Here is a 13,291-nt window from a genome sequence, read left to right on the forward strand (position 1 = left end):
TATATAACTTATATTAAGGGCGATGCGCTTTAAGACATTTTCCAGCTCTCAATCCAAGCTTGTGCGCTTGACTCAACACGCTCAATCACCTCATCAAAAGCATCTGCATCGCCTTGATACGGATCGGGCACATCATCGCCGCCATAAGTAGGATCTTCTTCACTAAATAACGCCAAGCGCGCCAAGGGTTTTGTAGGAGCTGCAATATTGTCTTTTATAGTTTGCAAGTCCGCTAAGTTTTGCGCGTCCATTGCCAAAATCAAATCAAAGTTATAAAAATCATCAGCCGTGACTTGACGGGCGACCAGCTTACTAATGTTGTAGCCATTAGCTTTGGCATGCCGCTGCGCACGCACGTCGGGTGCATGACCTATATGCCAATCACCCGTACCCGCTGAGTCAATTTTTATATTGAGACCCGCGACAGCTATCTGCTGGCGAAAGACTTCTTCGGCGGTAGGGGAGCGACAGATATTGCCTAGACAGACTAATAGTATAGAGGTGGGGGTGGAATCTTTTATCAGCATAAAGTGACCTATTTATAATAATTTATTAGAATAGAGCAATAGTAAGAAAGCATAAAAGGCAGTAGCTTACTTACAAGCTTACCCTTAAGCGCGCTCTGAGCATAAATATGAGCGCCTAGCGTAACGATTAATAGCGATAATGGCAAGAAGAGCGGCTAACTAATAGGGTTATAGATAGAGTTTAGTCTTGACCCTGTCTAAAACGTTGCAGATCGCGACGCTCTTTTTTGTTAGGCTTATTATCAGGACGAGCCAAATTAGCTAATTTACGTTGTTCAGAATAGTAAGCACGGCGGTTTTCACTCTCCTCAGTCTCAGAATAAAGCACCTGAGCCGCTGTTGCATTACCGCGCTGCGCCGTTAATGCCTCAACAATGACAGTCTTTTCGGTCATAGCGGTAGCTGAGCCTTGGCGAATTTGCAGCTCATCGCCAACCGCAATCTCTTTACTAGTCTTGACTCGGCTTCCTGCATAATGCACTCGTCCGCTTTCAATGGCCTCTTTGGCAAGGTTACGCGTCCGATAAAAACGCGCTGCCCATAGCCATTTATCAACGCGCATACGCATAGCATCGGGCTCACTATGGCTGGGCTGATTATGATTTTTATTATGCTTCTTCATCAAAACCTCATTAATATCAATCATATAAGATGATAATGGTGGTTTATTTACCAATTAAAAGTAGGCGTTAATAATTAGAATCAATTTTATTAACTTTGGGTATTGTGTTTTGATTACAACTTTAGAGGGCTAACACCACTGCTGCTCGCAAGGGACGCCATCATAATTGCCATCCATTTTAGTATCAGGACAATAATTATTAAAATAAGTCGCCTCAGCACAGGATGTCATTTGCGCACAATGCTGCCTGCCATCACAGCTAAAGCTGATCATGTCTTGTGCTGTATAGGTTGGAGGTTTATTTGAACCCAAATCCACATAGGTCGGTGCTATGTTGTCACTGTCTGTAAAGCCATCGCTATAGACAGAATTGTCTGATGTTAGTATCACATTAGCGCGACTAGCCACGCGCTCGTCAGTCGTCGACACAGCAGTTGACGAATAAGATTGGTAAATTCTAAACCCCACCAGTGCTAATACTATCAAGATTAAGACAATAAAAAAATTTCTCATAATTTTTATCCAAACTCGATGGACGCCAAAGTTTTACAATCTATATCGAATGAGACTTTATTTTAAAAACAGCTGATAGCCAATATTGTCATTGAGAACCGTACAGTCATAGCCTATATCGAGTAGCGCATCTTGTAGCTGGCGTGAATTGCTTGCTGAAGCTTGTAATCCAACGAGTACACGACCCTCAGCTGCGCCGTGGTTGCGATAATGAAATAGAGTAATATTAAAATCATCGCCAAGTTTTTCCAAAAAGGTCAGTAGGGCACCGGGACGCTCAGGAAAAGATATTTTTAATAATTGCTCGTTCTCGACATGAGCATGACCACCTATCAGATGACGGATATGGGATTTGGCGATTTCATCATCGGTGAGGTCATATGCGGTATAACCGTCAGCTGCTAATTGCTTGCTGATCGTTTGTCGCTCTGCCTCACCTTCTTTTAGAGCAATACCAACGAAGATAGCCGCAGGATCTAAAGAGTCAGGTGATAATTTATTATCGGCACGATAGTTAAATTCAGTAATGTTACGTCCATGCAGGCTACGGCAGAAATCCAAAAATGCACCTGTCTTTTCAGGAATAGTCACGGCAAAGATCGCTTCTTTTTTCTCACCGATCTCAGTACGTTCAGCGATATAACGCAAACGATCAAAGTTCATATTAGCACCGCAAATGATACCGACGCAGTTTTTATTATTTAAGCCGTGCGCTTTAATATACTTTTTCATACCAGCGACAGACAATGCGCCTGCGGGCTCGACGATGCTGCGGTTCTCTTCAAAGATGTCTTTGATAGCGGCGCAGACTTCATCATTACTACAAGTGATCACCTCAGGTTCTACCAATGGCCCTGAATCATCGCTCTTTTGCATGCGCACGACCTCAAAGGGCAATTCGCCAATTTGGGCAACCGCGACGCCATCGACAAACAGACCAACTTGTTCTAATTTGACCCGCTCGCCCGCTTCAAGTGCTGCTTTTAGACAGGCAGACTGATCAGCTTCTACCGCGATGACTTTGACATGGGGTGCAACCTCACCTAGAAATGCAGCTATGCCTGATATCAGACCACCACCGCCTACTGCCACAAAGACATAATCCATATTGCGCCACTGCTGAGATAGCTCAAGCGCAATCGTGCCTTGGCCTGCGATTACTAGCTCATCATCGTAAGGTGGCACGTAGGTCAAGCCCTCTGTTTCGGCACGATTAATGGCATAGCGATTGGCTTCATCAAAGCTGTCACCGTGCAAATCGACATTACCGCCAAGCGCTATCACCGCATCCACTTTGATATCTGGAGTAGTGGTCGGCATCACGATAATGTTATTCAAATTAAGCTTGCGAGCAGAGTAGGCGACGCCCTGTGCATGATTGCCTGCCGAAGCACAAATAACGCCACGCGCTTTTTGCTCAGCGCTCAATTGACTAATACGGTTATAAGCGCCACGTAGTTTAAAAGAAAACACAGGCTGCAAGTCTTCGCGCTTTAGGCGAATGTCATTGTTGAAACGTTGAGTTAATTTGGGTGCAGGCTCAAGTGGGGTCTGAATGGCAACATCATAAACAGTGGCTTGCAAAATGGCTCGTACCCAGCGTGACAACATAGTAGTTCCTAAAAGTGATAAAAATTTTAATAAAGTAGAAAAATAAAGGGATTAGCCTATGCTGATTTTGAGTTTGTTGCAAGGCTTGCGCGCAAAATTATTTAAGATATAGTTAGCGCACTTTTAAACTGCTACGGTGTTACCCGCCTTATATGTATTGGATGTACTCGGTATACTATCTGCAAGCAGTCGCCTTGTATCAGTTTTAAAATTCCTTGACTATAATAACTTAATCAACAGATTGAGCGCACATCTATGATTATCATCGTTTATAATAAGCGCGATTCATCCTTTTATATTGCCTAATTTATCTAGCCAAGGACTTAATATGAGCGATCAGAATGCCCAGAAGCAAGCTGCTGCTAAAGCTGCACTGCAGTATATCGAAGACGATATGATACTCGGTGTAGGCACAGGCAGTACCGTTAACTGTCTTATTGAACTGCTGCCGACCGTTAGGCTAGCAGGTGCGGTTGCCAGCTCGCAGGTGACCGAAGATAAACTGCGTGCATTAGGCATCGATATTGTCGATCTCAACTTTGCAGGTACATTAGATGTTTATATTGATGGCGCAGATGAGGTCAATAGCGATTTGCAACTTATCAAAGGCGGCGGCGGCGCATTGACTCGCGAAAAGATAGTAGCAGCTGCGTCTAATAAATTTATCTGTATGGTCGATGCTAGCAAGAGCGTTGAGGTGTTGGGGCGCGCGTTCCCTGTGCCCATTGAGGTACTACCACAGGCGCGCTCTTATGTCGCCCGTCAGCTGGTGCAACTGGGCGGTGAGCCTGTCTACCGTGAGGACTTTGTCACTGATTATGGCAATGTGATCTTAGATACTTATGATTTAGACGTCAGCGACCCAATCGCGCTTGAGCAGCAGTTGAATAATATCGTTGGGGTAGTCTGTAATGGTATTTTTGCCGCCAATCAAGCGGATGTGTTATTGAAGGCAAGTAGCTCCGGGGTTGAGATTTTGACGCCCTAATCAAGCTATCTTTATTTCATAAAATACAAACCAAGGACACCAAGCCCCATAACAGTACCAAATAATAGAAACTGTATTACGATGTCCTTATATGACTTTTTTAATTTTTCATTACTCATAATACTCTCTTGCTATGATTTATAACTATTGACTGAAAACAGACCTTGTTACTAGTTTTTTCATTTTAAAAAGGCAGGTTACTATTAAGGTAATCTGCCTTTTTACTATTCACAATAATACAAGTCACAATAATACAAGTCTAAGCCAGCTTAATTTTATCCTTTAATAAAAACTCCATCAATGCCTTTTGAGCATGCAGGCGGTTTTCCGCTTCATCCCAAACCACTGAGCGTGGATCATCGAGCATATCGTGGGAGATCTCTTCTCCGCGATGGGCAGGCAAGCAGTGCATAAACACGACATCAGGATCGGCTCTGTCTAATAACGATGGGGTCACTTGATAAGGTGCAAAACGACGGGCGCGGGTATTTTGCTCAGACTCTTGACCCATGCTTGCCCAAACGTCAGTGACAATTAAATTAGAGTCTTTTGCAGCATCTTGCACATTGGGCACTAAGCTCACGCAATGCGCGAAACGCTTCATTAGTGCCGCATCAGGCTCAAACCCGTAGGGCGCAGCTACTCGTAGCTCAAAGCCAAACTGGTGTGCTGCTTGCATAAAGGAGGCGCACATATTATTGCCATCACCAACCCAAGTGACGGTTTTATTTTCGATACTGCCACGATGTTCATAATAAGTTTGCATATCAGCGAGTAGCTGACAGGGATGAAAATCATCCGTTAGCGCGTTGATAATAGGAACACTTGAATACTCAGCAAAGGTTTCTACCTTTTCATGCCCAAAGGTGCGGATCATAATAATATCAACCATGCTAGATATGACGCGAGCTGAGTCTTCTAATGGCTCACCGCGACCGAGCTGAGTATCATTAGGCGATAAGAATATCGCGCTACCGCCGAACTGACCCATGCCCGTCTCAAAGGAGATGCGGGTACGCGTAGAGGATTTCTCAAATATCATCCCCAGCGTACGCCCAACAAAAGGCTGATAAACCTCGCCAGCGTGTTGCATTTTACGTAGTACGCTGGCTCGTTTGATTAGGTCTTCTAGTTCTTTTTTACTCAAATCAGATAAAGTCAAAAAATGGCGCAAGCTCATAGCAATCCTAGCAGTCGAACAGAGTCAGTGAAAATAGACGTTATCATACTTAATGATTTAAACATCCTAATAACAAACTTTTAGTATAGCCTAATTAATTTCAATGTAAACGCCCAATTTTATAGCGATTTACGGTTCAATATGAACAGCTCGTTTTGGACGAGTACTAAGTCTACACAGCAGCTCATAACCAATAGTACCTGCGTATGTGGCTACTTCATCAACATGTGGCGCATCTCCCCAAAGGCGTACTTCACTGTCCAAAGTAATATGACTAGCAGCACTGATATCTATGGCAATCATATCCATAGCGACGCGACCTCGAATAGGGCAGCGCTGGCTTTGTGCGGTTTTACTATCTATCACGCAAACATAAGCGTCAGCGCTCACTACTCTTGGATAGCCATCGCCATAGCCAATACTGACTAGCGCGGTTTGAGTATCCTCTGTGGCGAACCAACGACTGCCATAACCTATTGAGTCGCCCGCTTTGACAGTTTGTATGGCCATAATACGGGCACTAAAATCCATAGCAGGTTGTAAATCTAGCTCAGCAGCGCATTTATGAGTGACAGGAGAGCTACCATAAAGCATGATACCTGGACGTACCCAATCGTGATGATGCTCAGGGAAATTAACTAATCCTGCTGAGTTGCATAACGAGCCTTGGATATCGGCATCAATGGCCTGCTGTAATACTTTTAATATTTTATTAAAGCGCTGTATTTGCACTGTATTTAATGGATGCTCAAAATCATCCGCATTCGCAAAATGAGTGGTCAAAATCAGCTGATAGCCTGCGTCAGATAGCTGTTGTGCGGCATCAATGACAGTATCATCGTCAAAACCTAGGCGATTCATACCTGTGTTATATTTTAGCCATACGGTGCGCGTTGGGCTATCATCTTTAGGTATATTATCCAGCGCCCAATTAAGCTGGGGTAGATGATGAATCACACAACTGCAATCATGATCAATCGCTTGTTGCCACTCTCCAGCGCTAAATACACCCTCAACTAAGCCAATAGCTTTTTGCCAACCTAGATCTCTCGCCTCTAGCGCTTCTGTAAAGCTTGCTACGCCGATACCATCGGCTTGTTGTAAGGCGGGCAAGACAACTTTGATGCCATGACCATAAGCGTTGGCTTTTACCATGGCAAGCACTTTAGAGTTCGGTGCGCGTTTTTTGACTTGTAGTAAGTTATGAGTGAGGGCAGCGGGCTTGATGGTTACGGTAGCAGTACGCATAGTAGTCTTCTTATATAACGATATTTTTAAGCTATTAATAGTCAAAGCTATGGTTAATCCTAGCGATTTACTATTAACAGCGGCTGAAGATGAGCGTTTAAGAGTTTTGTTGATAATTAATAAGCTATTAAGCGCTATTCATCATCAAAATTGACGCCTTGATAGTATTCAGGGGTCAAGTTAGTAAAGCGCGTATATTGACCTTCAAAGGCCAAGCGTAGCGTACCGATAGGGCCATTACGCTGCTTACCAATGATGACTTCGGCCACGCCTTTATGATCAGTATTCTCGTTATAAACTTCATCACGATAGATAAACATGATCAAATCAGCATCCTGCTCAATAGCACCAGATTCGCGTAGATCTGACATAATAGGGCGCTTATTAGGACGGTTCTCAAGGCTACGGTTAAGCTGAGATAAGGCAATAACGGGACACTCAAGCTCACGCGCCAAAGCCTTTAGACTACGGGAAATCTCTGATATCTCACCGACACGGTTACCGTCCAGATTCGGCACTTTCATCAACTGCAAGTAATCGACAATGATAGCGCCCAGTTTGCCGTCATGATTTTTGGCGATACGACGACAGCGTGAGCGCAGCTCTGAGGGCGGCAGGGCAGTGCTATCATCGATATAGAGATGCTTAGATTGTAAATGCTGAATAGCGTTCATCATCTTTGCCCACTCATCCTCGTTCATCTGACCTGAACGCAGATGAGTCTGATTGATAGCGCCCCAAGAGGATAGCAGACGCATAACGATAGACTCAGCAGGCATCTCCATAGAGAATACGACGACAGGCAGATTTTCATTAAATAAGACGCCCTCTGCTAAGTTCATTGCAAAAGTGGTCTTACCCATAGAAGGACGCGCGGCAACAATGACTAGATCGCCTGCTTGCAGACCTTGGGTTTTATTGTTCAGCTCCGTAAAAGGCGTTTGCAGACCGATCATGCCATCAGGATTGGATTTGAGCTCTTGAATCTTGTCAATGACGTTGGTCAATACCGAAGTGATGCCAACAGGGCCGCGCTGCTCAGCGCGTTTATTGTGCTGCTCATTAATACTAAAGATAGTCGCCTCAACACTATCCAAGATATCGCTTACCGACTGATCTTTTGGATTATAGGCAAGGCTCAACATCTCATTACCCGTAGTAATCAATTGGCGTAGAGTCGACAGCTCACGCACGCGTTGGGCATAGGCAGTCAAGTTAAATAACGTCGCTGGGCTTTGACTTAAGATATCTGCTAGATAACTATCACCGCCGGCGTTTTTGAGTAGCTTTTGCGCCTCCAGCCAATCGTGCACCATCACCGTATCATAAGGCTCATTGACCGCTGCCAGATGCGCAATCGCTGCAAAAATATGCTGATGGCGTCCCGCATAAAAGTCATCTTTGCTGACGATATCGGCAATTTTGTCATACGCCTCTTCGATACTCATAAGTGAGGCTAACAGTGCCTTTTCAATATCAATGTTGTGTGGCGGTTGTTGATTGAGTAAGTCATCTTTTTTATCAGTATCTGCCATAAGTGTCTAGTTATTCTCTTTATCAATACACAAGTTCAGTATTTGTAGCGCTGTCACACTAGCTTTTTTTAGGTTATTGGCTCAAAAAATCTATAAGACAGTCCTACCAAAACGCGTCTAAATTTTGCTTAATTGATGCTACAATCAAAAGCGAAAGCTTAACACATTATGGCATTTTAAGGACTGCTGATAGTTACTTTTGATAGTAACTTTTTAACAGCAACTTTATCTACATTGGCTAGTCGTCAATGGCGCCTACTCAAATCAGTTTAAAAATTAAAAGTACAATAATATTAATTTAAAATAAGGAATTTTTATGCAAAAACTGCCACTATTATTGACGACGGGCGAGCCTGCTGGGATAGGAATGGATGTGGTGCTGTTATTGGCAAATGAGGATAAGCTGCAAGGTTTTGATCGGCCTGTTTGGGTGACAGCAGATAGTCGAGCTATGCAGGCGCGTGCCGATGCTCTACTAAAAGCTGGCGTGCTTGCCACTGGTCCTAGTTGGCAGGTAGTAACCAGTGAAAACGAGTCTTTTATCGATGAACTCTCACAATTAAATACTGATGCTAGTAAAGATTTTATCTTAATCGATATTGCCACCGCTGCACCAGTTGTTGCAGGTCAAATTGATATCAATAACGCGGCTATGGTTGCGCAGCAACTAGAAGTAGCGCATCAACTAGCGATTAATAATGCAGTAGCGGCTATTGTCACTGGCCCCTTGCAAAAGTCTGCGCTAATTGATGCCGATATCAAATTGCTCGATGGTACGATGTTTAGCGGGCATACTGAGTTTTTTATGCAGCAAAGTAATCGTGATAAAGTCGTTATGATGCTCGCTAATCCATCTATGAAAGTCGCTCTAGTTACGACTCATTTGGCGCTCAAAGATATCCCTGCTGCTATTACCAAAGACAATGTACGTCAAACGGTACAAATCGTCCTTGATGATATGCATTCAAAGTTCGGCATGGCTGATCCGCGCATTCTAGTTTGTGGTCTCAATCCACATGCAGGCGAGGGTGGACATTTGGGCATGGAGGAGATCGAAATTATCAATCCTGTCTTGCAAGAGTTCATTGATAAAGGCGTCAATATCTCGGAGGCCATGCCAGCCGATACTTTATTTACCCCAAGACATTTAGCAGACTGTGATGCGGTTATCGCCATGTTCCATGATCAAGGACTGCCTGTGCTTAAATCACATGGATTTGGTGATACGGTTAATCTAACCTTAGGGCTACCTTATATTCGTACCTCAGTCGATCATGGTACAGCTCTTGATTTGGCAGGTCGCACGGGTACTAGCTCTACTAGTCTTCATCAGGCTCTAGTGATGGCGGATGATATGGCAAATAAAGCACTTGTTAATAGACCTCTTGCATAAGTCGATGCCTTAGCGAGATTTGTCATGCAGTAGTAGGGAACATTGGCATCAGCAATGCCTACTTATAAACCATCAAATATGCCCTGATATAAGTGGTTCCGTTATACCAGTCTGTTTTAAGTGGTTAGTTAATGGATTTTAAGAGCGAAATAATAGGTTCCGTTGGGGTATAGTCAAAGTTTCTTACTATTTATTTTGATGAGTTAAACCCAAAATATATGCCTTGATTTAAACATAATCAATTAGCCGACGTAGTAACTTAGAGTTTGAGTTGTGAACTTTTCAAGAGGACTATTTTCATTTCTATTTTTTCGCATTCAAGAACTATTTCTGTATCACCTAATAAAAATAGTGAATGTATAATATTATTATCAGGCGTTACGTCTACTTCATGTGCCATTATGGTCATTGGCAATATTTGACAATTAATGTCAACATTTATAATATCAGAATAGATGATTTCTATTAAATCTTTGCCATATCTTTGCTCAATCTTCAATGATATCCTATCATTTTCTAAATCATAATAAATCGACTTGATTATGCCTTTATTAAGCGTCTTCTCTATATCGTCTATTCCATTTAAATCACTTGATAAAATCGGGCTTAAATCTTTCCTGCTTTTAAGTATCTCAGGTACTACTTCATTATAGTAGTACGTAAAATCCCAAGTATGGTCTCCACGAGAATTTACAAAGTGTTTGATATGTTTCATTATAACTGTCCTTACATCTGACCTTACCGTTAATCTCGTAGGAATTAACTTGGGAAATTTTAATCATACAGTTCGATGCCTGTATAGCGCACCGATTACTATTTATAGGCAATTCTAGTCGATAATGGTAGTTGAGAATAGCACTGCCCAAAACTGAGCGTTAAGAAGTTCACACCCTAGCCAATAGGTATTGTAAAATTTAACACACCCACAGAGCGTAATTATCAGTAAAAAAGGTCGATTGTTCTCATAACAGACGTCATGAAACATGGGACATTTAACTTTTAATTCTCTAAACAATTTCAACTGATGTAGAATACTGACTTATACATTTATTCATTTTCTAGAGGGTTATTTTGAATTACTTATTTAGTGAGAAGGTTTTAATTGGACTAATATGTTGGTCAATCTTAAATACCACTGCAACGGCTGAGTCATATGAGTATGAAACGGTAGGTGATACCTTCTATCAGTTCGCTTTAGTGTGTGAGGCTCAGGGAGGAACAGCACACCTTCTAGATCCAGATAATTTTTCTAATTGGCAACTCTATACATCATCTGCTTTATATGCCGAAATCCAATATCTAAGAAATATATCGGATATAAGCTCACTTCCTTCAGATGAAGAGTTAAAAGCTACTAGAGTCGACAGAATTAAAGAGCAAGTTGATAGAGGCCTTGTAGTCTGCAAGTAGATAAAACATCACCTTACAATTCTATTGAAGATCATTTATTAAGCTCATTCTCTTTAGTCTTTCAATATTCTCATAACCTAACTCACTTCCTGCACTACAAGCCATTTAATATAAGACCAGTAGCAGGTGATAGATATACAGCTAAATTTTGGGCGCAAGAAATAGGGCTAAAAACATGGCGGTACGTGAGGATATAAAATCTGTTGAAAATGAGCTTAATAAATAGCAAATTTATGAAATTATTTTTTTATAATTCAGCACGACAATCTACGTCATTGTTCCTAAAAAAACATGATCGTAGATAACTTGAGAACGAAAAAAGCAATTGTATCGATCGCGCTAAAGCATCGATAGCCTATCGATAATAATATTTCAAAAATACAGCTCAATTACGAGCTGTGCTATAATTTGACATCAAAAATTGCTAAGTTTTTTAACGTCAATTAGCACCAAAACCATTTTATTATCTTAAGTAAGAATCCTTTATGTCTAAACCTACATTCGATACTGAGTCACTTACCAATAGCTTGCGTACTGCCAAGCACCAGCCGCGTAAGCGCTTTGGGCAAAACTTCTTACATGATGGCAGCGTTATCCGTGAGATCGTCAATAGCATACGCCTTGAGCGTGATGATAATTTAATTGAGATTGGTCCTGGTATGGGTGCGTTGACTGAGCCGCTATTAGCCGAGGTTGACGCAATGACTGTAGTTGAGTTGGATCGTGACTTGGCGGATAGTTTACGGATTCGTATTGGCGCGAACAGCCATCCGAATTTCACTATTATCAAAGCCAATGCTATGGATGTCGATTACCGTGAGCTATACAGCACTGATCGTGGCAAGCTGCGGGTCGTGGGTAACTTACCGTATAATATCTCGACGCCGATATTATTTCACTTGCTAAGCTACGCTGATGTCATTGAAGACATGCATTTTATGCTCCAAAAAGAGGTGGTCGAGCGTATTACTGCTGAGGTTGGTAGCAAGATATATGGGCGTCTATCTGTCATTATGCAGTATCATTGCGATACCGATTATCTATTAACCGTGCCAAGAGGCGCGTTTAATCCACCGCCTAAAGTCACCAGCGCCGTGTTTCGTCTGACCCCACATGTGATTAAGCCTATAGTCGCCCAAGATGAGGACTATTTTGCTATTGTGGTGCGTGAGACTTTTAATCATCGCCGCAAAACTTTACGCGCTATCTTTAAAAAATCAACCTTACTACCAACGCTTAGCGAAGATGATTTTGCAGCTTGCAATATAGACCCACAAGCACGTCCAGAGACATTAAGCGTGAGTGACTTTGTGGCCTTGAGCAATCAGGCTAAGTCGGTCGAGATAGTAGAGTAATTTTAACTATAATAAATAATTTTTGAGGTTTTATGAGTTTTCGCCATCAGTATGTCATTGGTGATTTGCAAGGTTGCTACGGCGCTTTTGAACAACTGCTTAAAACTTTAGACTTCGATCCCAAGCAAGATAAACTATGGTTTGCAGGTGACTTAGTCGCTCGCGGTGAGGACTCACTAAATACTTTACGCGATGTCAAAAAGTTATGTGAGAGTGGTGCCGCTGCCACAGTGCTTGGCAATCATGATTTAAACTTGCTTGCGGTCTGGCTTGGTGCGACTAATATTAAGAAAAAGGATAAAACCGCGCCTATATTTGCCGCAGATGATTGCGATGAGCTATTGAACTGGTTACGTTATCAGCCGATTTTGGCCTATCCTGATGCGCATACGGTACTTGTGCACGCAGGTATTCCGCCGCATTGGACTATTAAGCAAGCAGAGGGCTATGCCCAGCAATTACAAGCCCAGCTTCGAGGTAGTATCACGCAGCTCAAGCGCTTGTTGCCCAATCTTTATAGTAAGAGGGCGGACGAGTGGAATGACGATATCCATGGCTATACTAAGATGCGTGCTATCGCCAATTACTTTACCCGTATGCGTTTATGTCAGCAGGATGGCATGCTGGAATTTAGCTTTACAGGGAGTCTTGATGAGCCGATGTTAAATGGCTATCTACCTTGGTTTGCTTGGCAAGTCCCGCGTGAGCGTAAGATACTGTTTGGACATTGGGCAGCGCTAAAAGGCAATGTCGATCTGCCTCATGCGCGTGCATTAGATGGTGGCTGCGTTTGGGGTAATGACCTATTAGCTTATCGGTTAATTGATGGACAAGTCATTAGATCAAGCGCCCATTGTCCAAAATCGTAACCGTTAGACAATGCTAGTGGCATCAGACTAGTTCTATTAA

At 42.6% G+C, this 13,291-nt stretch carries 12 protein-coding genes; 4 read left to right on the forward strand and 8 right to left on the reverse strand.

Annotated features, from left to right (window positions below):
• Window positions 1-29: 29 nt before the first annotated feature.
• The 4 genes from Q9G97_RS05730 to ilvA all read right to left on the reverse strand — a co-directional run bounded on the left by Q9G97_RS05730 (window position 30) and on the right by ilvA (window position 3,273).
• Window positions 30-527, reverse strand: a complete 498-nt coding sequence (locus tag Q9G97_RS05730) for a low molecular weight protein-tyrosine-phosphatase (protein ID WP_201573113.1) — start codon at window positions 525-527, stop codon at window positions 30-32.
• 181 nt (window positions 528-708) lie between these two features.
• A complete protein-coding gene (locus Q9G97_RS05735) occupies window positions 709-1,149 on the reverse strand; it encodes an RNA-binding S4 domain-containing protein (RefSeq protein ID WP_305900084.1) in 441 nt (146 codons plus the stop codon).
• 129 nt (window positions 1,150-1,278) lie between these two features.
• Window positions 1,279-1,662 (reverse strand): excalibur calcium-binding domain-containing protein, encoded by a 384-nt coding sequence (locus Q9G97_RS05740; RefSeq protein ID WP_305900085.1) that lies wholly within the window; start codon window positions 1,660-1,662, stop codon window positions 1,279-1,281.
• Between the two features lie 57 nt (window positions 1,663-1,719).
• Window positions 1,720-3,273, reverse strand: a complete 1,554-nt coding sequence (gene ilvA / locus Q9G97_RS05745; RefSeq protein ID WP_305900086.1) for a threonine ammonia-lyase, biosynthetic — start codon at window positions 3,271-3,273, stop codon at window positions 1,720-1,722.
• A gap of 328 nt (window positions 3,274-3,601) precedes the next feature.
• On the opposite strand from ilvA, the gene rpiA reads away from it, so the two are divergent.
• Entirely contained in the window at window positions 3,602-4,261 is a 660-nt protein-coding gene (gene rpiA / locus Q9G97_RS05750) for a ribose-5-phosphate isomerase RpiA (RefSeq protein WP_305900087.1), read from the forward strand.
• A 259-nt stretch (window positions 4,262-4,520) separates the two neighbouring features.
• Here the strand turns inward: rpiA and argF are convergent, their stop codons facing one another.
• The 3 genes from argF to dnaB all read right to left on the reverse strand — a co-directional run bounded on the left by argF (window position 4,521) and on the right by dnaB (window position 8,224).
• Window positions 4,521-5,441 carry an ornithine carbamoyltransferase gene (gene argF / locus Q9G97_RS05755; RefSeq protein ID WP_305900088.1) on the reverse strand — a complete coding sequence of 307 codons (921 nt, stop codon included), beginning with the start codon at window positions 5,439-5,441 and terminating at the stop codon, window positions 4,521-4,523.
• Window positions 5,442-5,570: 129 nt separating this feature from the next.
• Window positions 5,571-6,689 carry an alanine racemase gene (gene alr, locus Q9G97_RS05760; protein ID WP_305900089.1) on the reverse strand — a complete coding sequence of 373 codons (1,119 nt, stop codon included), beginning with the start codon at window positions 6,687-6,689 and terminating at the stop codon, window positions 5,571-5,573.
• A 134-nt stretch (window positions 6,690-6,823) separates the two neighbouring features.
• Entirely contained in the window at window positions 6,824-8,224 is a 1,401-nt protein-coding gene (dnaB, locus tag Q9G97_RS05765; protein WP_201573126.1) for a replicative DNA helicase, read from the reverse strand.
• 316 nt (window positions 8,225-8,540) lie between these two features.
• Here dnaB and pdxA point away from each other — a divergent pair, with 316 nt between their 5' ends.
• Window positions 8,541-9,617, forward strand: a complete 1,077-nt coding sequence (gene pdxA / locus Q9G97_RS05770; RefSeq protein ID WP_305900090.1) for a 4-hydroxythreonine-4-phosphate dehydrogenase PdxA — start codon at window positions 8,541-8,543, stop codon at window positions 9,615-9,617.
• A 259-nt stretch (window positions 9,618-9,876) separates the two neighbouring features.
• Here the strand turns inward: pdxA and Q9G97_RS05775 are convergent, their stop codons facing one another.
• Complete coding sequence (locus Q9G97_RS05775) at window positions 9,877-10,332, reverse strand: hypothetical protein (protein ID WP_305900091.1); 456 nt, start codon at window positions 10,330-10,332, stop codon at window positions 9,877-9,879.
• 1,180 nt (window positions 10,333-11,512) lie between these two features.
• On the opposite strand from Q9G97_RS05775, the gene rsmA reads away from it, so the two are divergent.
• Window positions 11,513-12,382: a 16S rRNA (adenine(1518)-N(6)/adenine(1519)-N(6))-dimethyltransferase RsmA gene (gene rsmA / locus Q9G97_RS05780; RefSeq protein WP_305900092.1), complete on the forward strand. Its 870-nt coding sequence runs from the start codon at window positions 11,513-11,515 to the stop codon at window positions 12,380-12,382.
• A 32-nt stretch (window positions 12,383-12,414) separates the two neighbouring features.
• Window positions 12,415-13,251: a symmetrical bis(5'-nucleosyl)-tetraphosphatase gene (locus tag Q9G97_RS05785; RefSeq protein WP_305900093.1), complete on the forward strand. Its 837-nt coding sequence runs from the start codon at window positions 12,415-12,417 to the stop codon at window positions 13,249-13,251.
• The last annotated feature ends 40 nt before the right edge of the window (window positions 13,252-13,291 follow it).

The organism is Psychrobacter sp. M13 (assembly GCF_030718935.1).
In the GTDB taxonomy this organism is placed as follows: domain Bacteria; phylum Pseudomonadota; class Gammaproteobacteria; order Pseudomonadales; family Moraxellaceae; genus Psychrobacter; species Psychrobacter immobilis_G.

Coding starts and splice junctions, on each gene's coding strand:
- Q9G97_RS05730 (WP_201573113.1), bottom strand. CDS start 527: ATGCTGATAAAAGATTCCACCCCCACCTCTATACTATTAGTCTGTCTA.
- Q9G97_RS05735 (WP_305900084.1), bottom strand. CDS start 1,149: ATGAAGAAGCATAATAAAAATCATAATCAGCCCAGCCATAGTGAGCCC.
- Q9G97_RS05740 (WP_305900085.1), bottom strand. CDS start 1,662: ATGAGAAATTTTTTTATTGTCTTAATCTTGATAGTATTAGCACTGGTG.
- ilvA (WP_305900086.1), bottom strand. CDS start 3,273: ATGTTGTCACGCTGGGTACGAGCCATTTTGCAAGCCACTGTTTATGAT.
- rpiA (WP_305900087.1), top strand. CDS start 3,602: ATGAGCGATCAGAATGCCCAGAAGCAAGCTGCTGCTAAAGCTGCACTG.
- argF (WP_305900088.1), bottom strand. CDS start 5,441: ATGAGCTTGCGCCATTTTTTGACTTTATCTGATTTGAGTAAAAAAGAA.
- alr (WP_305900089.1), bottom strand. CDS start 6,689: ATGCGTACTGCTACCGTAACCATCAAGCCCGCTGCCCTCACTCATAAC.
- dnaB (WP_201573126.1), bottom strand. CDS start 8,224: ATGGCAGATACTGATAAAAAAGATGACTTACTCAATCAACAACCGCCA.
- pdxA (WP_305900090.1), top strand. CDS start 8,541: ATGCAAAAACTGCCACTATTATTGACGACGGGCGAGCCTGCTGGGATA.
- Q9G97_RS05775 (WP_305900091.1), bottom strand. CDS start 10,332: ATGAAACATATCAAACACTTTGTAAATTCTCGTGGAGACCATACTTGG.
- rsmA (WP_305900092.1), top strand. CDS start 11,513: ATGTCTAAACCTACATTCGATACTGAGTCACTTACCAATAGCTTGCGT.
- Q9G97_RS05785 (WP_305900093.1), top strand. CDS start 12,415: ATGAGTTTTCGCCATCAGTATGTCATTGGTGATTTGCAAGGTTGCTAC.